General features: G+C 70.7%; 18 protein-coding genes. 7 read left to right on the top strand and 11 right to left on the bottom strand.

Annotation, left to right across the window (positions count from 1 at the left end):
- Nucleotides 1-157 precede the first annotated feature (157 nt).
- Nucleotides 158-979, top strand: a complete 822-nt coding sequence (locus OG936_RS29415) for an ArsR/SmtB family transcription factor (protein ID WP_406500655.1) — start codon at nucleotides 158-160, stop codon at nucleotides 977-979.
- Nucleotides 980-1,063: 84 nt separating this feature from the next.
- Here OG936_RS29415 and OG936_RS29420 read toward each other — a convergent pair whose 3' ends face one another.
- Together OG936_RS29420 and OG936_RS29425 are read right to left on the bottom strand one after the other, a co-directional pair.
- The gene (locus OG936_RS29420; protein ID WP_406498787.1) at nucleotides 1,064-1,432 is read right to left on the bottom strand and encodes a nuclear transport factor 2 family protein; all 369 of its coding nucleotides are present in this window, start codon (nucleotides 1,430-1,432) and stop codon (nucleotides 1,064-1,066) included.
- Between the two features lie 262 nt (nucleotides 1,433-1,694).
- Nucleotides 1,695-2,147: a DUF5709 domain-containing protein gene (locus tag OG936_RS29425; RefSeq protein ID WP_406498789.1), complete on the bottom strand. Its 453-nt coding sequence runs from the start codon at nucleotides 2,145-2,147 to the stop codon at nucleotides 1,695-1,697.
- Nucleotides 2,148-2,404: 257 nt separating this feature from the next.
- On the opposite strand from OG936_RS29425, the gene OG936_RS29430 reads away from it, so the two are divergent.
- Entirely contained in the window at nucleotides 2,405-2,635 is a 231-nt protein-coding gene (locus OG936_RS29430) for a DUF6296 family protein (RefSeq protein ID WP_266749599.1), read from the top strand.
- A gap of 144 nt (nucleotides 2,636-2,779) precedes the next feature.
- On the opposite strand, the gene OG936_RS29435 is transcribed toward OG936_RS29430, so the two are convergent.
- Both OG936_RS29435 and OG936_RS29440 read right to left on the bottom strand, forming a co-directional pair.
- The gene (locus tag OG936_RS29435; protein ID WP_266749600.1) at nucleotides 2,780-3,205 is read right to left on the bottom strand and encodes a cold-shock protein; all 426 of its coding nucleotides are present in this window, start codon (nucleotides 3,203-3,205) and stop codon (nucleotides 2,780-2,782) included.
- 114 nt (nucleotides 3,206-3,319) lie between these two features.
- Nucleotides 3,320-4,195, bottom strand: coding sequence for a DMT family transporter (locus OG936_RS29440; RefSeq protein ID WP_406498792.1), 876 nt, complete (start codon nucleotides 4,193-4,195; stop codon nucleotides 3,320-3,322).
- A 144-nt stretch (nucleotides 4,196-4,339) separates the two neighbouring features.
- On the opposite strand from OG936_RS29440, the gene OG936_RS29445 reads away from it, so the two are divergent.
- Entirely contained in the window at nucleotides 4,340-5,515 is a 1,176-nt protein-coding gene (locus tag OG936_RS29445) for a winged helix DNA-binding domain-containing protein (RefSeq protein ID WP_406498794.1), read from the top strand.
- A 73-nt stretch (nucleotides 5,516-5,588) separates the two neighbouring features.
- Here OG936_RS29445 and OG936_RS29450 read toward each other — a convergent pair whose 3' ends face one another.
- Nucleotides 5,589-6,431, bottom strand: coding sequence for a response regulator transcription factor (locus tag OG936_RS29450; protein WP_383754509.1), 843 nt, complete (start codon nucleotides 6,429-6,431; stop codon nucleotides 5,589-5,591).
- Between the two features lie 146 nt (nucleotides 6,432-6,577).
- On the opposite strand from OG936_RS29450, the gene OG936_RS29455 reads away from it, so the two are divergent.
- Nucleotides 6,578-8,254: an AMP-binding protein gene (locus OG936_RS29455; protein ID WP_406498796.1), complete on the top strand. Its 1,677-nt coding sequence runs from the start codon at nucleotides 6,578-6,580 to the stop codon at nucleotides 8,252-8,254.
- Entirely contained in the window at nucleotides 8,251-9,942 is a 1,692-nt protein-coding gene (locus tag OG936_RS29460) for an AMP-binding protein (RefSeq protein ID WP_406498798.1), read from the top strand. The genes OG936_RS29455 and OG936_RS29460 overlap by 4 nt, the downstream gene beginning before the upstream one ends.
- A gap of 22 nt (nucleotides 9,943-9,964) precedes the next feature.
- On the opposite strand, the gene OG936_RS29465 is transcribed toward OG936_RS29460, so the two are convergent.
- The 3 genes from OG936_RS29465 to OG936_RS29475 all read right to left on the bottom strand — a co-directional run bounded on the left by OG936_RS29465 (nucleotide 9,965) and on the right by OG936_RS29475 (nucleotide 11,607).
- Entirely contained in the window at nucleotides 9,965-10,186 is a 222-nt protein-coding gene (locus OG936_RS29465; RefSeq protein ID WP_266749610.1) for a hypothetical protein, read from the bottom strand.
- A gap of 75 nt (nucleotides 10,187-10,261) precedes the next feature.
- Nucleotides 10,262-10,816 (bottom strand): GNAT family N-acetyltransferase, encoded by a 555-nt coding sequence (locus OG936_RS29470; RefSeq protein ID WP_406498800.1) that lies wholly within the window; start codon nucleotides 10,814-10,816, stop codon nucleotides 10,262-10,264.
- Nucleotides 10,817-10,851: 35 nt separating this feature from the next.
- The gene (locus tag OG936_RS29475; RefSeq protein ID WP_406500657.1) at nucleotides 10,852-11,607 is read right to left on the bottom strand and encodes a hypothetical protein; all 756 of its coding nucleotides are present in this window, start codon (nucleotides 11,605-11,607) and stop codon (nucleotides 10,852-10,854) included.
- A gap of 353 nt (nucleotides 11,608-11,960) precedes the next feature.
- On the opposite strand from OG936_RS29475, the gene gcl reads away from it, so the two are divergent.
- Nucleotides 11,961-13,745, top strand: coding sequence for a glyoxylate carboligase (gene gcl / locus OG936_RS29480; protein WP_406498802.1), 1,785 nt, complete (start codon nucleotides 11,961-11,963; stop codon nucleotides 13,743-13,745).
- A gap of 394 nt (nucleotides 13,746-14,139) precedes the next feature.
- Here the strand turns inward: gcl and OG936_RS29485 are convergent, their stop codons facing one another.
- The 3 genes from OG936_RS29485 to OG936_RS29495 all read right to left on the bottom strand — a co-directional run bounded on the left by OG936_RS29485 (nucleotide 14,140) and on the right by OG936_RS29495 (nucleotide 17,598).
- On the bottom strand, nucleotides 14,140-15,597 hold the full coding sequence (locus tag OG936_RS29485; RefSeq protein WP_406498804.1) for a catalase: 1,458 nt from the start codon (nucleotides 15,595-15,597) through the stop codon (nucleotides 14,140-14,142).
- Between the two features lie 214 nt (nucleotides 15,598-15,811).
- Nucleotides 15,812-16,711 (bottom strand): 2-hydroxy-3-oxopropionate reductase, encoded by a 900-nt coding sequence (locus tag OG936_RS29490; RefSeq protein WP_406498805.1) that lies wholly within the window; start codon nucleotides 16,709-16,711, stop codon nucleotides 15,812-15,814.
- Between the two features lie 47 nt (nucleotides 16,712-16,758).
- The gene (locus tag OG936_RS29495; RefSeq protein ID WP_406498807.1) at nucleotides 16,759-17,598 is read right to left on the bottom strand and encodes a TIM barrel protein; all 840 of its coding nucleotides are present in this window, start codon (nucleotides 17,596-17,598) and stop codon (nucleotides 16,759-16,761) included.
- A 316-nt stretch (nucleotides 17,599-17,914) separates the two neighbouring features.
- Here OG936_RS29495 and OG936_RS29500 point away from each other — a divergent pair, with 316 nt between their 5' ends.
- The gene (locus OG936_RS29500) at nucleotides 17,915-19,117 is read left to right on the top strand and encodes a lactonase family protein (protein WP_406498809.1); all 1,203 of its coding nucleotides are present in this window, start codon (nucleotides 17,915-17,917) and stop codon (nucleotides 19,115-19,117) included.
- Nucleotides 19,118-19,194: the final 77 nt, after the last annotated feature.

Raw genomic sequence — 19,194 nt, forward strand, 5'->3', positions numbered from 1 at the left:
GTGACAAGACATCAGAAGTTAATTCCAGGAATCGCTCCGGCGCCCCGGAAGCGCTGGGCGGTGCGCCCGGCTCGACATGCAACCAGTGGGTTGCCTATGGTGAGGGTTCGGGACAGCAGATGACGGTGACGCGATGGCGACGATGGACACGATGACGATGGACGCGATATTCAAGGCGCTTGCCGATCCGAGCCGCCGTAAGCTCCTCGACCGGCTCGACGCGCGGGGTGGCCAGACTCTGCGGGAGTTGGGCGAGGGCCTGGGCATGAGCCGGCAGGCGGTGAGCAAACATCTCGCGGTACTCGAAGCGGCGCTGCTGGTCACCGCGGTGCGCCGGGGCCGGGAGAAGCTGCACTACCTCGACCCGGGGCCCGTCCAGGAGGTCGCCGATCGCTGGATCGGCCGGTATGAGCGCCACCGCCTGGGCGCACTGTCCCACTTCAGGCAGACGCTGGAAGGAACGGCCATGGACAAGCCCGAGTTCGTCTACGTCATCTACATCCGGACCACCGCCGAGAAGCTCTACCAGGCACTGACCGACCCCGAGTTCATCGAGGTCTACATGGGTGGTCACGGCCCCGATTCGACGTGGGAGGTCGGTGCACCGGTCCGCTGGAAGATGTCCCCGGACGGTGAGTTCGAGGAGGTCGGCCAGCGGGTCCTGGTGGCGGAGCCGGGCAAGCGGCTCTCGTACACCTGGCACACCCTGCAGCCCATGCACCGCGAGATGTTCGGCTTCGCCTCGGACGAGGCGTGGGAGAAGGCCGTCCGGGAACGGTCGAAGGTCACCTTCGACATCGAGCCCGCCGAGGTTGCGGAGATGGGCGTCAAGCTGACGATCACCCACGACGGGTTCGACAGCCCGGACAGCAAGATGCTGGAGGGTGTCAGCGGCGGCTGGATCATGATCCTCTCGTCGCTCAAGACCCTTCTGGAGGGCGGGAAGTTCTTCGACGGGCAGGACCGCGGAGCCGCGTGACGACGAGGCGGTCCGGGGGCCGGTTCGGCCACCCGGACGCCAGAGGGGTCGGGCTCGGCTCCGGGGCCGGATCAGGCTCCGGGGTCAGGCTCCGGGCACCCGGTCGAGGAAGCCGCTGACCGAAGCGATGCGCCCGTCGTCGGCGAGTTCGAGCACGTCCGACCCTGCGACGGGTGCCGAGCCGTCGGTGGTGGAGACCAGCTCCCAGCTGAAGCGCACGATGGCGTGGTGCCCGTCCGGGGTGCCGGTCAGTCGGAACTCGAACCCGGGGAACTGCTCATGGGCCCCGTTGATCGTGGCCGTGAGCTCCTCGTGGCCGCGCACATCGGCCAGCGGGTCGGTGTAGGTGGCGGTCTCGGTGAAGGCGGCCGCCACGGCCTTCTCCAGATCCTCGGGAGTGGCCGCGTTCCAGGCGACGAAGTAGCGCTGAACGGCGTCCTCGTGTGCGGTCATCGTGCTGTCCTCTCCTCGCGTCCCGGTCCCCGGACCGGGCTCCGTGTGCTGGTGAGGAACACGATGTCCGACGGTGCGGAAGGCGTCGATTACCTCCGAGGTCATGCGGCGGGGCAGAGGAACGGGCTGTCTGGCACCGTTGCATGAGGAATTCGGTGCAGGACGAGTTCGGTACAGGACGAAGTCGGTGCCACGGGAACTCGGCGCAGCGGAATGCCGGTGCAGCAGGGCAGCGGTGCAGGAGGAAGAAGCAGGCGCCTCCTCAGATCTGGCTGTCCCGGACGACATGCATGGCGGCCTCCTCGGCCGATGCCGCCGCTCCGTCGATCCCGACGTCCTCGGCCGTCAGTGTGTCCGGCTCGTTGATGTCCAGCTGCCGGGTGAGACGGCCGGCGCGTACCGTACCGACCTCCGCGTCCCAGGGCTCGCCGTCACCGTCGGACAGGTCCCCCACGTCGTCCCCCGCGGCCTCGGTGACCTCCGGAATTTCCCGGGCCAGACGGCTCTCCAGCGGCTCGCCACTGTGCTGTTCGGCGGCCGTGGTGCCCTGGTCCTCCACCGCCCACGGTCGCTCGGGCGGGGAGTAGCCCTCGTCGAGGAGGTCGGTCAGCCCCCGGTCGTCCAGGGTGTCCTCGATGTCGAGCTGCTCGGTGGGATCGGAGGCCTCCGGTTCCTGGGGCTGGTAGACATCGTCTCCCATGTCGCCATCCTTCATGGTCAGTCCCTTCCCGGTCTTGGGGATCCCGGTCGTGCATCGCGCACACGCGACTCGGGGGAAAGGGGGCGTACATGCGGTATGTGTGCGGTATGCGCCCTGATGCCGTCGAACCGCCCGTATGGGTTCAGGATAGGTTGCCTGGGCATGAGACCGCAGCCGTGGGCCGCCGGACCGGGCGCCGGGGGCCGGTCTGGGGGACGATGGAAGTGGCACGTGGCACCATGCCCTGCCCCATCTGTATCGGGAGAATCGCCATGGACTACCCGGAGAGCTACGAGCTGGTATTTCAGGCGTCGGCCGTGGAGGACGACACGGTGACCGTTCGGCGTACGGCGCAGTCGGGCGCGGGCGGGTACCCGATCTACGAGGACGAGACCGGAATCGTGCGTGCGGAGATCAGCGACCGCGGAGAGGTGCGCATGCTGGCCACCGGCGGACACCAGGTGCTCGGCACCCCACTGGTGGTGCGCGAAACGAGGGTCTGAACCGCCCGCGGGCCCGTTCCGGGACCGGCCACGGAACGGCCCCGGACCGGGCCCGTTCCGTGGCCGGTCCGGCGGATCGTGGCCGGGCCGGCCACCGGGGCGTTCACCGCATCGTCGGGAACGGGACGGCCGGGCGCGGGGCCGTCAGCCCTCGGTCCAGCCGTGGTTCTTGGCGAACTGCAGCAACCCGCTCCGGATCTGCAGGATCTGAGCCCCCGTCAGCGTCGGCGCCGACTCCAGCAGGAGGTCGGTCACCTCCTTGGTGTACTCGGACGCGCTGAGCACATCGCACAGGGTGTCGTCGTCCGCCGATCCGGAACCATGGACCGCGACGGGCCTCGGAGGCGTCAGCGGCTTCCCGTCGGGCCCCTCGGCGAGCCGGACGGACGACGCCTTCAGCCCCCGGTCACCGTCCTCGATCTCGAACTCGACCGCCGTACCCGTGTGTACGTAGGACTCCGGGATCAACATGTCGTTCACGTGGAGGAAAACATCCTCACCGCCGTGATCGGGCGCGATGAAACCGTATCCCCGTGCGCCGTCGAACCGCACCACGCGACCAGAAACCACACCGACCCCCAAGAATTGACCGGGCCCCTTGCCCGTCGCCACACATGGCTCGACCGGAGAATAGCCCTGTACGTCCGGGCGGCGCGACCCGGTCCGGGGAATCGCCGGACCAGGTCACCTGACCCTGCGGGCCGGCGGCGCGGTGCCGGACGCCAGGGGGGAGCGGGCCAGCTCGACGCAGCCCACGGTGATCAGGGCGAGCGCGATCAGCTCGGGCAGCACCCACCAGCCGGTGCGCAGATGCTCGCCGAACAATGTCACCCCGTACAGGACGCTGATCAGCGCGTCACCGAGGGTGAGCGGTGGCTGGACGGCGACCAGCGTGCCCGCCTGGAGCGCGTTCTGGAGGAGGAACAGCGCGCCCACTCCGGCCGCGGCGGTGGCGTACAGCTGCCAGGACGTCAGGAGCGCCACGGCTCCGCCGCCGTCCGCTTCGAGCTGCGCCATGGCGTCCTTCATGAGCGCGGCCGTGAGCGCGTATCCACATGCGGCGGCGAGGCCGAGCAGCGCGCCCCGGGGGTTGCCGCGGTTGCTCAGGGCCGCGCCGATCAGTGTGGCCTCGAAGACACCGGTCAGGATCAGCGTCGGCACCCAGGCCGCTCCGTGCACGGACGCGCTGCCGCCGCCCGGGGCCGCGGAGGCCATGCCCAGGGCCAGGCCCACGGTCACGGCCGCCACCGCGTACCAGGTCGACCGGGGCAGCCGGACCCGCATCACGAATCCGGCCATGAGCAGCGCGCCCGGCAGTTCGATCACAAAGATCGGCTGGACCACGGCGATCGGCCCGGTGGCCAGCGCCACGGCCTGGCAGACGGCTGCGACGATCACCAGGCCGATACCGGCGAGCCACAAGCGCTGGCGCAGCAGATGACTGATCAGCGACAGATGCATCGCCTCGGTGTCGGGGGCGGTGCGCGCGGCGCGGCGCTGGAGCACGGAGGCCGCGCCGTTGCTGAGCGCGGTCAGGATGGCGAACAGAACGCTGATCACCGACCCATGATGCGGGCGCAGGGCCCACGATCCCGGGTGCGGCGGCGTGGCGGCATGGCGAGGCGTACGGAGCAGGCGTATGGAGTGGAGCGAGGCAGCCGATGAGGACGGAACCTGTCCGCAAGCACGCGTAACGTGCCGTGCATGGCCCCGAAGAAGAGCACCGCCGTAAAGACGAACCCCACTCCGAGGAAGAACCCCGTCGCACCGGTCGTACTCTCTGCGCGCGCACTGGGCCGCGCCACGCTGGAGCGGCAGTTGCTGCTGCGGCGGACCGCGATGTCCGCGAAGGACGCCGTCGAGCATCTGGTCGGTCTCCAGGCGCAGAACACCAAGCCGCCGTACTACCAGCTCTTCGCCCGCCTCGACGGCTTCGCCCCCGCCGAGCTCGCGGAACTGATGGAGTCCCGTGAGGTGGTCCGTATCGTCACCATGCGCTCCACCATCCACCTGCACACCGCCGCCGACGCGCTCACCCTGCGCCCGCTCGTCCAGGCGGCCCGCGACCGGGAGCTGCGGATCTTCCGCAAGGGGCTCGTCGGGGTGGAGCCGGACCGGCTCGGGGCGCTCGCGAGGGAACTCGTCGAGGAGCGGCCGCGTACCCCCAAGGAGATCCGTGAGGCGCTGCTCGTGGAATGGCCCGACGCCGACCCGCAGTCGCTGGGCGTGGCCGCCCGCTGTCTGCTGCCGCTGGTCCAGGTCACCCCGCGCGGGGTATGGGGCAGGAGCGGCCAGGTCGCGCTGACCACCGCCGAACACTGGCTCGGCAGCCCGTCGGAGCCGGTTCCCGCACCCGATGCCACCGTGCTGCGCTACCTCGGGGCCTTCGGGCCCGCCTCCGTGCAGGACATGCAGGCATGGGCCGGGCTGACCCGGCTGCGGGAGGTGTTCGAACGGCTGCGGCCGCGGCTCATCACCTTCCAGGACGAGAACGGCACCGAGCTCTTCGACCTGCCCGACGCCCCGCGCCCCGATGAGGACACCCCCGCCCCGCCGCGATTCCTGCCCGAGTTCGACAATGTGCTGCTCGGCCACGCGGACCGTACGCGCGTCATCCCGTCGCAGCACCGGGGGCGCAACGGGAACGGCAACCAGGCATACGGAACGGTGCTCGTCGACGGATTCCTCGCGGCGATCTGGCGGCTCGGCACCGGAGCCGAGAAGGCGGTCCTCACCGTGCAGCCGCTCGGCAGGCTGAGCCCCGTGGATCGCGACGCCGTCACGGATGAGGCCGTACGGATGCTCTCCACCATGACGACAGCGGCCGACGACACGAAGGCGTACGACATCCGGTTCGCCACGTTCATCGACTTCGAGTGACGAGCGACTTCGCGTGACGACCTCACCCGCCCTCTTCGCGGGTGAGGTCGTCACGCGTCCGGCGGCGCCGGGATCACGGCAGCAACCCGGCACGCCGCGCCGCCACCACCGCCTCCAGCCGGGTGTGTGCCCCCAGCTTGCGCATCGCCGAACGCAGGTACCCCTTCACCGTCTCCGGCCGCAGCCCCAGCCGCTCTGCCGCCACCGCGTTCGTCGTCCCCGCCGCCACACAGGCCAGCACGTCCACCTCGCGCGGCGCCAGGTGCACCCCGAGGGGCTCCGGCGCGCGGGTCCCGGCCGCCGAGGCGAGCAGCCCGCACACCGCGAGCAGATCGTCGCGCAGCGCCGGGTCGACGACCTTCGGGACCAGGGCACGCAGTTCGCGATGGGCCTCGCGGACGTCCTCCCAGGCCTCCGGCGCCGCTCTCGGGTCCGTGACCTGTTCCCGGGTCACGGCCAGGAGCTGCTGCACCTCGTCCCGCACGACCAGGGCCTGCTCCACATCGCGGGCCGCGGCCATCGCCGCGTCGAACGTCCGGTCCCCGAGCGTGACGGGCTCACGCAGCGCCCCGTACAGCACACCACGGACCTTGCGCCGTACGACGACGGGCACCGCGACCACCGAGCGCAGGCCCTCCGCCGCGACCGCCAGGTCGTACTCGTGGCTGATGTGGCGCGAGGAGCGGTAGTCGGTCACCGCGCACGGCCGGGACAGGGCGATCGACTTGCCGCCGAGCCCGCTGCCCGCCGAGATGACGAGCCCGCGCAGCGCGGTGGTCTGCGCGCCGTTCAGCTCGGCTATCCGGGCGTGACGGGAATCCGAGAGCAGCCCCCCGAAGGCCACGGGCAGCCCACTGGTCCGGCGCAGCCGCAGCAGCGCCGCCTGCATTTCCACCGCGTCGACGGATTCCGGCACGCTGCCGCCTCTCTGCCCGGTCCTGCCCGACCCCGCCAGGCTCCAGGCCCCCGTGCGCCGCACCACCCCCGTTCGGGGGTGGTGAGACCTGGGTCACTGTTTACATGATGTTAAACGACCGGTCCGGTCCGCAATGAGGAGGGCACATGTCGGCAACCAGCGCGACGGAGACGTTCCGGGCCGCCCGGGACTTTCTGCTGCAGCACCGCGAGGACTACCACGCGGCCTACGAGGGCTTCCACTGGCCCCGGACCGAACATTTCAACTGGGCGCTCGACTGGTTCGACGCCATCGCGGAGAACAACGACCGCACCGCCCTGCACATCGTGGAGGAGGACGGCGGCCGCACCGAAGTGTCCTTCGCCCGGATGTCCGCCCGCTCCAACCAGGCCGCGAACTGGCTGCGCTCGCAGGGCGTACGGGCCGGGGACCGCATCCTCGTCATGCTCGGCAACCAGGTCGAGCTGTGGGAGACGGCCCTCGCCGCGATGAAGCTGCGCGCCGTCCTCATCCCCGCCACCCCGCTCCTCGGCCCGGTCGATCTGCGCGACCGGGTGGAGCGCGGCCGGGTCCGGCACGCCCTGGTGCGGGATTCCGACACCGCCAAGTTCGACGAGGTGCCCGGCGACTACACCCGGATCTCGGTCGGCGCGGACGTGCCCGGCTGGCTGTCGTACACCGGCGCCGACGAGCAGTCCGACACCTTCGAGGCGGACCGGGAGACCGACGCCGACGAACCGCTGATGCTCTACTTCACCTCGGGGACGACCGCCAGCCCCAAGCTCGTCGAGCACACCCATGTCTCCTACCCCGTGGGCCACTTGTCGACGATGTACTGGATCGGCCTCAAGCCGGGGGACGTCCACCTCAACATCTCCTCGCCCGGCTGGGCCAAGCACGCCTGGTCGAACCTCTTCGCACCCTGGAGCGCCGAGGCGACCGTCTTCATCTTCAACTACACCCGCTTCGACGCGGGCCGGCTGATGGCCGAGATGGACCGCTCGGGCGTCACCAGCTTCTGCGCGCCGCCCACCGTCTGGCGGATGCTGATCCAGGCCGACCTCTCGCAGCTGAAGACTCCGCCGCGCGAGGTGGTCGCGGCCGGTGAGCCGCTGAACCCGGAGGTCATCGAGACGGTGCGGCGCACCTGGGGCGTCACCATCCGGGACGGCTTCGGCCAGACGGAGACCGCCGTCCAGGTCGCCAACACTCCGGGGCAGCTGCTGAAGGCCGGTTCGATGGGACGGCCCTGCCCCGGTTTCAAGGTCGAGCTCCTCGACCCGGTCACCGGTGAGCCCGGCGCGGTCGAGGGAGAGATCTCCCTCGATCTGTCGTACCGCCCGGTGGGCCTGATGACCGGCTACCACGGCGATCCGGACCGGACCGCCGAGGCCATGGCCGGCGGCTACTACCGCACCGGTGACATCGGTTCCCGCGACGAGGACGGCTACATCACCTACGTCGGCCGCGCCGACGACGTCTTCAAGGCATCCGACTACAAGATCTCGCCGTTCGAGCTGGAGAGCGCGCTGCTGGAGCACGAGGCGGTCGCCGAGGCCGCCGTCGTCCCGGCCCCCGACCCGGTACGGCTCGCCGTGCCGAAGGCGTACGTCGTGCTCGCGGAGGGCTGGGAGCCCGGACCGGACACGGCGAAGGTCCTGTTCGAGCACTCCCGGGCGGTCCTCGCCCCGTACAAGCGGGTCCGCCGACTGGAGTTCGCCGAGCTGCCCAAGACGATCTCCGGCAAGATCCGCCGCATCGAGCTGCGCGAGCGCACGGCGCGGGGCACCGGCACCGAGTACGACGAGGGGGACCTGCGATGAGCGAGCTCTCCCACACGCAAGCGGCCGGAGTCGGGGCCGTCGGTGCCGGTGTTGTCGTCGGGGCGGGTGAGGACGCTCGGGCCCAGGAGCTGTCCTACGCGCACGGCACCGGCACCACGGCGCTGCTCGGCGACACCATCGGAGGCAATCTCGGCCGCGCGGTCGCGGCCTTCGGCGAACGCGAGGCGCTCGTCGACGTCGCGTCGGGACGACGCTGGACGTACGCCGAATTCGGCGCGTCGGTCGACGAGCTGGGCCGTGCGCTGATGGCATCGGGGGTGGCCAAGGGCGACCGGGTCGGCATCTGGGCGGTCAACTGCCCCGAGTGGGTCCTCGTGCAGTACGCCACCGCCCGCATCGGCGCCATCATGGTCAACATCAACCCGGCCTACCGGGCGCACGAGCTGGAGTTCGTACTGAAGCAGGCCGGGATCTCGCTCCTGGTCGCCTCGCTCGCGCACCGCACCAGCGACTACCGCGGCCTGGTCGACCAGGTCCGCGGCGACTGTCCCGCACTGCGCGCCGTGCACTACATCGGCGACCCGTCCTGGGACGAGCTGCTGGCCGCCGCGCCATCCGTGACGGAGAAGCAACTCACCGACCGCGCGACCGAGTTGTCCTGCGACGACCCGATCAACATCCAGTACACCTCCGGTACCACCGGCTTCCCCAAGGGTGCCACCCTCTCCCACCACAACATCCTCAACAACGGCTATTTCGTAGGGGAGCTGGTCGCCTACACCGAACAGGACCGGATCTGTCTGCCCGTCCCCTTCTACCACTGCTTCGGCATGGTCATGGGCAACCTCGGCGCCACCTCGCACGGCGCCTGCATCGTGATCCCGACGCCCTCCTTCGAGCCCGCCGCGGTGCTGGCCGCCGTGCAACAGGAGCGCTGCACCTCGCTCTACGGCGTTCCCACCATGTTCATCGCCGAGCTGAACCTCCCCGACTTCGCCTCGTACGACCTCTCCTCGCTGCGTACCGGCATCATGGCCGGATCGCCCTGCCCGGTCGAGGTGATGAAGCGGGTCGTCGCCGAGATGCACATGGACGAGGTGTCCATCTGCTACGGCATGACGGAGACCTCGCCGGTCTCCACCCAGACCCGCCGCGACGACGACCTGGAGCGCCGCACCGGCACGGTCGGCCGTGTCATGCCGCACATCGAGGTCAAGGTCGTCGACCCGGTGACCGGCGTGACCCTGGAGCGCGGCGCGGCGGGCGAACTCTGCACCCGGGGCTACAGCGTGATGCTCGGTTACTGGGACCAGCCCGAGCGCACCGCGGAGGCGATAGACGCGGGCCGCTGGATGCACACCGGGGACCTCGCGGTGATGCGCGAGGACGGCTACGTACAGATCGTCGGCCGGATCAAGGACGTGATCATCCGCGGCGGCGAGAACGTCTATCCGCGGGAGGTCGAGGAGTTCCTCCACGGCCACCCGAAGATCGCTGACGTGCAGGTGGTGGGCGTACCGGACGAGATGTACGGCGAGGAGATCCTGGCCTGCGTCATCCCGAGGGACCCGGCGGACCCGCCGACCCTGGACGAGGTTTCGGGCTACTGCCGCGACCAGTTGGCGCACTACAAGATGCCGCGGCGGCTGCAGATCCTGGAAGCCTTCCCGATGACGGTCAGCGGGAAGGTCCGCAAGATCGAACTGCGGGAGCGCTACAGCCGGTAGGAGCGGATTGCCCCGGGCGTGGTCAGGCGGCCTCGATGATGTCCCCGGCCATGCCCCGGGTCGCGGCCGCCCATTCGATCAGCAGCACCTCGTAGGCGGCGGATTCCACGGACGACCAGTCCTGGCCGGCTCGCGCGTCGACCAATGCCCGTATCGCCTCGTTCGCCTCGGCGGCGGACGGGTGCGTCGGTCGGGTCGTGCGCGGCGGGTCGGTGGGCGGGATCTGCCGTGGAGTTAAAAGCATGGCCCTACCTTAAGGCCCGCCACTGACAACGGTCCGAACATTTGTGGCCCCTGGCTCGAACGTGACCGATTGCACTCACTGTTGCCGGCCGGTTCCACTGCGGTGCGGGTCGTGCCCGGCGCGCGGGACATCGCGGCGCATGCAGACTCTCGGCCAGCGGTCCAGGCCGTGTTCCGCCTCTTCCGCCCTGATCTTCCGCAGCCCGTCGGTGAGTTCGGATTCCACGAGCGCACGGAAGCCGAGGCGGGTGTAGTACGGGGCGTTCCACGGGACGTGGGAGAAGGTCGTCAGCGTGAGCGCGTCCAGCCGGGCGTCGGCCGCCCACCCGGCGAGATGGTCGATGAGGGTGCTGCCCAGCCCGCGCCGCGCGACGGACGGATGGACGGAGACCTGCTCGATGTGGGCGGCGCCGTCGACCGGGTCGGCGATCAGATAGCCGGCCGGGCGGTCGTCGCCGTCGACGGCGACCCAGGCGCGGCCGGCCCGGCGGTAGCCGTCCAGCAGGTCGAGGGGTGGCGGATCGTCGTCCGCGACGGCGATCATGCCGAGCGTGCGGAACGGTTCGCCGGCGGCGCGCTCGATGTCCTGCAGCAGCGGAAGATCGGAGCGGCGGGCGGTGCGGATACGCATGCGGCCAGTATGGCGCCCGCGCAGGACGGCCGGTCTCAGGCGCCGGTGCCGATCAGTTCGTCCGCAGGGGCGTTGACCGGCTGCGGCGTTCCCGTGAGGTCCGTCGTGAAGAGCGGGATGCCGAGCCCGTCCGCGCGCTCCTCGGCGTCCTCGGCGTAGCCCGCGAGTGAGAAGAGCACGCTCCTGGCGGACGTGGTCAGTGCGTGCAGCCAGAGGCACTCGACGTCGCGCAGCGCGGTCGGGCGGGTGGTGGCGTCGACCCGGGCGATCAGTCCGGTGGCCCGCAGGTCGATCCGCGCGGGGGAGCGCTCCGTGGGCTGTACGACGTCGTGGTAGCCGAGCCACGTCAAGTACAGGGCGGCGACGGTGACCGCGTCGCGCGCGGTACGGATCGGCCGCGGCCGGAACGCCGGCCGGGGCGGCGGCGCGGTGCGCGGCAGCGGGATGTGGGACGGCCGGGCGGGCCGGGTGCCTTCGGTGGTGGTGCCGGTGGCGCCGGTGGCGCCGGTGGCGCCGGTGGCGCCGTGCGTTGTCACCGGACGGACCGGTATGCGCAGCACCGTCCCGCACGGGCAGCACAGCTCCGGCTGCGGCCACTGGTCGAGACGCCCGCAGCCACGGCAGCGCACCGTCACCCAGTCGTCGTTCCAGGTGCGGTGCGTGATCGGTACGACCGGGGCGCCGCGCAGCACGGGAGGGGTGGTCGGCGCACCGCACGGACACGGATAGACCGGCGTGCTGTACGCGTGGTCGCGGCGGCAGGCCGGACAGCGTACCGGCACCGACTCCACCATGCTCTCCCTCCGGCCCCGGGCGCGCGCCCCGGTGACGGGCGCCGCCTCGGCGCGCCCCGACGCGCCGGAGCCGTCCGATGCGGGCCGGCTCCGCTCCGTATCCCTCATGGTCCACCAGAAGCGAGGTCCCGGGGGGCGACTTGGCGTACTTCGCGGACCGGGCGCGCGCATCGGTCCGCCGCGTGCGGACTCTCTTGACGGCCGCCCGGCCGCGCTTTAGATTAACTTTCGCATAGCAGAATCATTGTTCCACAATGCGGAATTTGAATCTATGTGGAATCAATGCGGAATCGGTGCTCTCAGGTGGCGCGACGGAGCCCGAATCCACCAGGCCCGAGCAGGAGCACTCAATGCCACGAATGACCGCTGCCCGAGCGGCAGTTGAGATCCTCAAGCGCGAAGGCGTCAGCAACGCGTTCGGTGTGCCGGGCGCGGCGATCAACCCCTTCTACGCGGCCCTCAAGGCCTCCGGCGGGGTTCATCACACGCTCGCCCGCCATGTCGAGGGCGCCTCCCACATGGCGGAGGGGTACACCCGGGCGCGCCCGGGCAACATCGGTGTCTGCATCGGCACGTCGGGTCCGGCCGGCACCGACATGATCACCGGCCTCTACTCCGCGACCGCCGACTCGATCCCGATCCTCTGCATCACCGGCCAGGCGCCGACCGCCGTGCTCCACAAGGAGGACTTCCAGGCGGTCGACATCGCCTTGATCGCGGCACCCGTCACCAAAGCCGCCACGACCGTCCTCGAAGCCGCCCAGGTCCCGGGCGTCTTCCAGCAGGCCTTCCACCTGATGAGGACCGGCCGCCCCGGCCCGGTCCTCATCGACCTGCCCATCGACGTCCAGCTCACCGAGATCGAGTTCGACCCCGATCTGTACGAGCCGCTGCCGGTGCACAAGCCCGCCGCGACCCGCAAGCAGATCGAGCGCGCCCTGGAGCTGCTGAACGCCTCCGAGCGCCCGCTGCTCGTCGCGGGCGGCGGCGTCATCAACGCCGACGCGTCCGAACTGCTCGTCGCATTCGCCGAGTTGACCGGCGTTCCGGTCGTCCCCACCCTGATGGGCTGGGGCATCATCGCCGACGACCACGAGCTGAACGCGGGCATGGTCGGCCTGCAGACCTCGCACCGCTACGGCAACGCGAACTTCCTGGAGTCCGACTTCGTCCTCGGCATCGGCAACCGCTGGGCCAACCGCCACACCGGCAAGCTGGACGTCTACACCCGGGGCCGCACCTTCGTCCACGTGGACATCGAGCCCACCCAGCTCGGCAAGATCTTCGCCCCCGACCTCGGCATCGCCTCCGACGCCAAGGCGGCGCTGGAGCTGTTCGTCGAGGTGGCGCGCGAGCTGAAGGCCGCCGGGAAGCTCAAGGACCGCTCGGAGTGGGCCGCGTCCACCCAGGAGCGCCGGGCCACGCTGCAGCGCCGTACGCACTTCGACAACGTGCCGCTGAAGCCGCAGCGGGTGTACGAGGAGATGAACCGGGCCTTCGGCCCCGAGACCCGGTACGTCACCACGATCGGCCTCTCCCAGATCGCCGGTGCGCAGATGCTGCACGTCCACCGGCCGCGCCACTGGATCAACTGCGGCCAGGCGGGCCCGCTCGGCTGGACCATCCCGGCCGCGCTGGGCGTCGCCACCGCCGACCCGGACGGCTCCGTCGTCGCCCTCTCCGGCGACTACGACTTCCAGTTCATGCTGGAGGAGCTGGCGGTCGGCGCGCAGCACCGTATCCCGTACGTCCACGTCCTGGTGAACAACTCCTACCTGGGGCTGATCCGCCAGGCGCAGCGCAACTTCGACATCGACTTCCAGGTCAACCTGGAGTTCGAGAACCTCAACTCGCCGGAGCTCGGCGTCTACGGCGTCGACCATGTCAAGGTCGTCGAGGGCCTGGGCTGCAAGGCGATCCGCGTCATCGAGCCGGACCAGCTGCTGCCGGCCTTCGAGGAGGCGAAGAAGCTGGCCGCGGAGTTCCGGGTCCCGGTGGTCGTCGAGGCCATTGTGGAGCGCGTGACGAACATCGCGATGAGCGGTACGGACATCGCGTCCGTCAACGAGTTCGAGGACATCGCGACCGACCCGTCCCACGCCCCGACCGCGATCCGCCCGCTGACGGCATCCTGACGGCCTGCCGGTCCGGCCGTGGCCCCCGTTCCCCGAGTCCCGGGGGGGGGGGCCACGGTCGGGGGGCCGGCGCGTCCGGTGGCCGAGGGCGGAACCCTTGCGACGGGGCGGCCGGCACCGCTGGGAGCGGCCCGGCATGCGAGGAAGGGTGCGGAGTACGGGACCGTATCCGTACTCCGCGCCCTGGCACGGGGAAAGAAAGGGAACAGGGGGCGCGGCGGCGGCGATCGGGCCGGAAGTCCTCGTCCCCTTCAGGTCAGGAGACGAGCAGACCCACCTGCCCCCACCACCGCACTGGCATCGCACAACCGCCGCGACCTCGTCCTGCCCGCGCACCCTCCTGGGTGGGAGGCTCGGTCCGCGCACGGGCGGACGGCCTCCCACGCTGTGAGGCTCAGTCCTCGCGCAGGGTGCGGACGGCCTCCTCCACGCGCTTGCCGTAGTCGGCGTCGGCGGCGTGGAAGTGGGCGAGGTTCTTCTCGATCACGTCGTCGCGGGTCACCTGGGAGAGGCCCCCGGCGATGTTGGCGACCAGGCGGCCCTTCTCGTCCTCGGACATCAGCCGGTACAGCTCGCCCGCCTGGAAGAAGTCGTCGTCCCTGGTGTGGGCGGGCGCCGCGTGGGTGCCGGTCCAGCCGTGGATCGCGAGCGGGGCGGAGAGCGCCGCGTCGGTCTGGGCGGGGCCCGCGTACGAGTTGGGCTCGTAGTTCTTGTCGTGGCGCGCGCCGTTGCGCGTGGCGTGCAGCCCGTCACGGCCGTAGTTGTCGACGACCGCGGTGCGCGGCGCGTTCACCGGGAGCTGGGTGTGATTGACACCCAGCCGGTAGCGGTGCGCGTCCGCGTAGGCGAAGAGCCGGCCCTGGAGCATCTTGTCCGGGGACGGGCCGATGCCGGGCACGAAGTTGTTCGGGGAGAACGCGGCCTGCTCGACCTCGGCGAAGACGTTGTCCGGGTTGCGGTCCAGGACCAGCCGGCCCACCCGCCGCAGCGGGTAGTCCGCGTGCGGCCACACCTTGGTCAGGTCGAACGGGTTGAAGCGGTAGTCCGCGGCCTCGGCGGCCGGCATGACCTGTACGTACAGCGTCCAGGACGGGTTCACACCGCGCTCGATGGCCTGGAGCAGGTCCGTCTGGTGCGAGCTGCCGTCCTTGCCCGCGAGTTCGGCGGCCTGCTCGCTGGAGAGGGAGCGCACGCCCTGGTTCGTCTTGAAGTGGTACTTGACGAAGAAGGCCTCGCCCTCGGCGTTCGTCCACTGGTACGTGTGCGAGCCGTAGCCGTTCATGTGACGGTACGAGGCGGGGATGCCGCGGTCGCCCATCAGCCAGGTGACCTGATGGGTCGCCTCGGGCGCGTGGGCCCAGAAGTCCCATACGTTGTCGGGCTCCTGACGGCCTGTGAACGGGTCGCGCTTCTGCGAGTGGATGAAGTCGGGGAACTTGATCGGGTCCTTGATGAAGAACACCGGGGTGTTGTTGCCGACCAGGTCGTAATTGCCCTCGTCCGTATAGAACTTGAGGGCGAAGCCGCGCGGGTCGCGTACGGCGTCCGCGCCGCCCAGTGAGTCTGCGACGGTCGAGAAGCGGATGAACGTCCCGGTGCGATTGCCGACCTCGGAGAGGAAGTCCGCGCGGGTGAACGCCGTGATGTCATCGGTCACTTCGAAGTAGCCGTACGCGCCGGAGCCGCGGGCGTGGACCACGCGCTCCGGTATGCGCTCCCGGTTGAAGCGGGCCAGCTTCTCCAGCAGGTGCTGGTCCTGGAGGAGGATCGGGCCACCGACGCCGGCGGTGGCGGAATTCTGGTTGTCGGCGACCGGGGCGCCTGACTCGGTCGTAAGTACACGCTGCGTCATGGTGTCGGGGCGACCTTCCGTACGGGAGCTGCTGAACTGTGACGGCTCGGGGCTCCAGGAGCGTAAGTACGCCCCGAACTCGCCGTCAACAGTTTGTTGAAATTAGGAGTCTGGTGTCCCGGATGGCGCCGACGCCTGGGCGCGACAGGACAGGTGTCAGCGCCGACGCCATCCGGAAGCCTCTGGTTGCCGGGCCCGGCGGGGGCCCCGCGGGTCAGGCATGGACCGGCTGACCCGACAGCCGCTCGACCGAGCGCAGCAGTGCCGAGTGGTCCAGGCCGCCGTCGCCCTGGGCGCGCAGCGAGGCGACGAGCTGGGCGACCACGGCGCCGACGGGCAGCGCGGCACCGACATTGCGGGCGGCGTCCGCGACGATGCCCATGTCCTTGTGGTGCAGGTCGATCCGGAAGCCCGGCGCGAAGTCCCGCTTCAGGAAGTTGTCCTTCTTACGGGTCAGGACCGTCGAGCCGGCCAGTCCGCCGCCCAGGACGTCCAGTGCGGCGGCGAGGTCGACGCCGGACTTCTCCAGGAAGACGACCGCCTCGGCGCACGCCTGGATGTTGACCGCGACGATCAGCTGGTTCGCGGCCTTCACCGTCTGACCGGAGCCGTGTGGACCGCACAGCACGATGGTCCTGCCGAGTGCCTGGAGGATCGGCTTCGCGGCGTCGAAGTCGGCCTGCTCGCCGCCGACCATGATGGACAGCACCGCCTCGACCGCACCGGCCTCACCACCGGACACCGGGGCGTCCAATACCCGGATGCCCTTCTCCACGGCGTTCTTCGCGAGGTCCACGGAGGTCTGCGGGGTGATCGACGACATGTCGATCAGCAGCGCGCCGCGCTTCGCGTTCTCCAGGATGCCGTCGGGGCCGTACGCGATGGCCTCGACCTGCGGGGAGGCGGGCACCATCATGATGACGACATCGGCGTCCCGGACCGCCTCGGCGATCGAGCCCGCGCCCGTGCCGCCGGCCGCGACCAGCCGGTCGATCTTGTCCTGTTCCAGGGTGTGACCGGTGACGTCGTACCCGGCCTCGATCAGGTTCTCGGACATGGGGGAGCCCATGATGCCGAGACCGATCCACGCAACCTTGGGGAGGTTGTTGCTCATGAGGGTGCCTTCCGATAAGCGTGTGTACGAGGGGGAGTTGCCCGTCCTCAGCGGGCGGCCCGCGCGGTGGCCGGGAGCCACTCGAAGGCCTCGGCGCTCGGGCGGTCGCCCGGTTTGTACTCCAGGCCGACCCAGCCGTCGTAACCGGCCTTCGTCAGCTCGTCGAGGAGCTGCTCCAGGGGGAGCGAGCCGGTGCCGGGTGCGCCGCGCCCCGGGCTGTCGGCGATCTGGACGTGGCCGGTCTTCTCGGCGTACGCCGTGATGACCTGGCCGAGGTCCTCGCCGTTCATCGACAGGTGGTACAGGTCCAGCAGGAACTTCGCGTTCCCGAGCCCTGTCGCCGCGTTGACCTTGTCGACGATCTCGATGCCGGCCGGTGCGCTCACCAGGGGGTAGCGCGGCGATTCCGGCTGGTTGAGGGTCTCGATCAGCAGGACCGCCCCGATCCGGTCGGCAGCACGTGCGGCGACGACCAGGTTCTGAAGGGCCAGTTCGTCCTGCGCCGCCGGGTCCACGCCGTCGACGCGGTTGCCGTAGAGCGCGTTGAGCGCCTTGCAGCCGACCGAGGCGGCGAAGTCGGCCGCCACCTCGATATTGGCGCGGAAGCGGTCCGACTCCGCGCCGGGCACCGAGAGAGCGCCGCGGTCGGGGCCGGGCAGCTGTCCGGCGTAGAAGTTCAGCCCCACCAACTGCGTGCCCGCTTCGTCGAGCGCCTTCTTGAGGGCGTCGAGCTCGGCCCGCGGCGGAGTGGGGGTCCCGATCCAGGGCCACCACAGCTCGACCGCCGTGAAGCCGGCCGCGGCGGCCGCCGCGGGACGCTCCAGGAGCGGGAGTTCCGTGAAGAGGATCGAAAGGTTCACATCGAAGCGCTGGTCCGGGTAGCCCATGAGGGTTCGGCGCTCCTTCCGTAATGCGGAAGTTGATTTCTACGTAACGGAAGATTGCCCGGGGCTGGGAGGGCTGTCAAGGGGGTGCCGGGAATTCGTGCCGGGCGCCTTCGTGCCGGTTGCGCGGGGGGAAGCCGGGAATGCGCCGGTTGCCGAAGGGGCCCGGGCCGGGACAGGGTGGCTGGTGCACCCGGCGCAGCCGTCCCGAAGCTGCCGCCCGGCCCCGCATCCGAAGCCCGTACGCGACGCCCACGGCCGCCCGCCGGCACTCGCCGCCCGTACGCCCCCGCACTCGACCCCACACGAGGTGCCTCGCATGACCCACGCCACCAGCCGGCGCACCGTCCTCGGAGCCCTGTTCGCCGGTGCCGCCCTGTCCGTGGCCCCCGCGCCGCCCGGCTCGCTCCGGTCCCCGGAGGCCGCGCCGGACCCCGCGCCCGCGGTGGGTTCGCGCCCGCGCACCACCGGGCAACTGCTGATCGGCACGTACACCTCGGCCGAGGGCGGCGGCAAGGGCATCGGCATGGCCTCGTACACCCCCACCGGGGCGATCTCCGCCGGCCCCGTGATCACCGGCGTCGACAACCCCTCGTACCTGGCCATGCATCCCTCGGGCGCCACCGTCTACGCGGTCGACGAGCAGGAGCGGGGCGGGGTGACGGCCGTCGCGCTCCCACCGGACGGCGCCCCCCGGGTGCTCGGAACCCGCGGCACGGGCGGGGCGGGACCCACCCACCTCTCCGTCCATCCCACGGGAAGGTGGCTGCTCACCGCGAACTACACCTCCGGCAGCGTCGCGGTGCATCCCATCCGGGACGACGGCTCGCTGGGGGAGCGCACGGACCTGGTCACGCACACCGCGCCGCCGCCCGGCCCCGGCCAGGACGGGCCGCACGCCCACCAGGTCATCACCACCCCGGACGGCGGACACGTCCTCGCCGTGGACCTCGGCAACGACGCCGTGTACACGTACCGGCTCGACGAGGTACGCGGCACCCTCGCACAGGTCTCCTACGCGGCCCTGCGACCCGGAGCCGGACCGCGACACATCACATTTCACCCGGGTGGCCGCTTCGCCTACCTGGCCTGCGAGGTCGACAACACCGCCGTCGTCTGCGGCTACGACCCGGCCACCGGCACCCTCTCCCCGGGCGCCCCGCAGTCCACCGGGACCGGTGCCGGCACCAACTACCCCGCGCAGTTCCTGGTCACCGGCGACGGGCGCTTCGCCTACCTGGCCAACCGGGGGCACAACAACCTGACGCGCTACGCCGTCGAGGACGACGGGGCCGCGCTGCGGCTGCTCGACACCGTGCCGGTCGGCGGCGACTTCCCCCGCCAGATCGCCTTCTCGCCGGACGGGAAGCTGCTCTTCGCCGCCAACCAGAAGTCGAGCACGGTGACGGTCTTCCGGGTCGATGCGAAGAAAGGCGGACTCACCCGTACCGGCGACGCCTTCCCCGCCCCGGTGGCCGTCTGCGTGCTCCCGTACCGGGCGCCGGGGCCGTCCCGGCATTGAGGGTGAGCCGCCGCCCTACGGCCCCGGCGCCCGTCCGTTAGGGTCGGGCCCCGGGCCGCGGGCGCACAGGGACGCGG

Origin of the sequence: Streptomyces sp. NBC_00846, assembly GCF_045207325.1 — a bacterium.
Taxonomy (GTDB): Bacteria; Actinomycetota; Actinomycetes; order Streptomycetales; family Streptomycetaceae; genus Streptomyces.

Excerpts from the sequence above, each read along its gene's own strand:
- OG936_RS29430 (WP_266749599.1), top strand. The coding sequence starts at position 2,405 with ATGGACTACCCGGAGAGCTACGAGCTGGTATTTCAGGCGTCGGCCGTG.
- OG936_RS29420 (WP_406498787.1), bottom strand. The coding sequence starts at position 1,432 with ATGACCGCACACGAGGACGCCGTTCAGCGCTACTTCGTCGCCTGGAAC.
- OG936_RS29425 (WP_406498789.1), bottom strand. The coding sequence starts at position 2,147 with ATGAAGGATGGCGACATGGGAGACGATGTCTACCAGCCCCAGGAACCG.
- gcl (WP_406498802.1), top strand. The coding sequence starts at position 11,961 with ATGCCACGAATGACCGCTGCCCGAGCGGCAGTTGAGATCCTCAAGCGC.
- OG936_RS29485 (WP_406498804.1), bottom strand. The coding sequence starts at position 15,597 with ATGACGCAGCGTGTACTTACGACCGAGTCAGGCGCCCCGGTCGCCGAC.
- OG936_RS29470 (WP_406498800.1), bottom strand. The coding sequence starts at position 10,816 with ATGCGTATCCGCACCGCCCGCCGCTCCGATCTTCCGCTGCTGCAGGAC.
- OG936_RS29460 (WP_406498798.1), top strand. The coding sequence starts at position 8,251 with ATGAGCGAGCTCTCCCACACGCAAGCGGCCGGAGTCGGGGCCGTCGGT.
- OG936_RS29495 (WP_406498807.1), bottom strand. The coding sequence starts at position 17,598 with ATGGGCTACCCGGACCAGCGCTTCGATGTGAACCTTTCGATCCTCTTC.
- OG936_RS29490 (WP_406498805.1), bottom strand. The coding sequence starts at position 16,711 with ATGAGCAACAACCTCCCCAAGGTTGCGTGGATCGGTCTCGGCATCATG.
- OG936_RS29455 (WP_406498796.1), top strand. The coding sequence starts at position 6,578 with ATGTCGGCAACCAGCGCGACGGAGACGTTCCGGGCCGCCCGGGACTTT.
- OG936_RS29415 (WP_406500655.1), top strand. The coding sequence starts at position 158 with ATGGACGCGATATTCAAGGCGCTTGCCGATCCGAGCCGCCGTAAGCTC.
- OG936_RS29445 (WP_406498794.1), top strand. The coding sequence starts at position 4,340 with ATGGCCCCGAAGAAGAGCACCGCCGTAAAGACGAACCCCACTCCGAGG.
- OG936_RS29465 (WP_266749610.1), bottom strand. The coding sequence starts at position 10,186 with ATGCTTTTAACTCCACGGCAGATCCCGCCCACCGACCCGCCGCGCACG.
- OG936_RS29500 (WP_406498809.1), top strand. The coding sequence starts at position 17,915 with ATGACCCACGCCACCAGCCGGCGCACCGTCCTCGGAGCCCTGTTCGCC.